General features: G+C 55.9%; 1 other RNA gene. It reads right to left on the reverse strand.

Features of this window, described 5'->3' with window-relative positions:
• Window positions 1–29: 29 nt before the first annotated feature.
• Window positions 30–254, reverse strand: a transfer-messenger RNA (tmRNA) gene (ssrA, locus tag HA052_RS27310); the annotation flags it as partial.

Below are 254 nucleotides of genomic sequence, written 5' to 3' on the forward strand. Positions count from 1 at the left end.
CGTAAGCAATTGATTTTGCTAAGAATTGGTGGTGGAGGCGGCGGGAATCGAACCCGCGTCCGAAAGTCCTCTACAGTGAGTTCTACATACTTAGTCGTGTCATTTGGATTTAACCGCTGCCACGCCGGATGCGGCAGGCTACCCGGTGGCGCTGATTCCGCTGGACCATCCCAAAGTAACGGTCCTGAAAGGCGAGGACTTGCTGCCGTACTACCGGATTGGCAGCAACCCGGCGATGCCGATGCGGATGATTC

The organism is Chromobacterium fluminis (assembly GCF_011602385.1).
GTDB lineage: Bacteria > Pseudomonadota > Gammaproteobacteria > Burkholderiales > Chromobacteriaceae > Chromobacterium > Chromobacterium fluminis.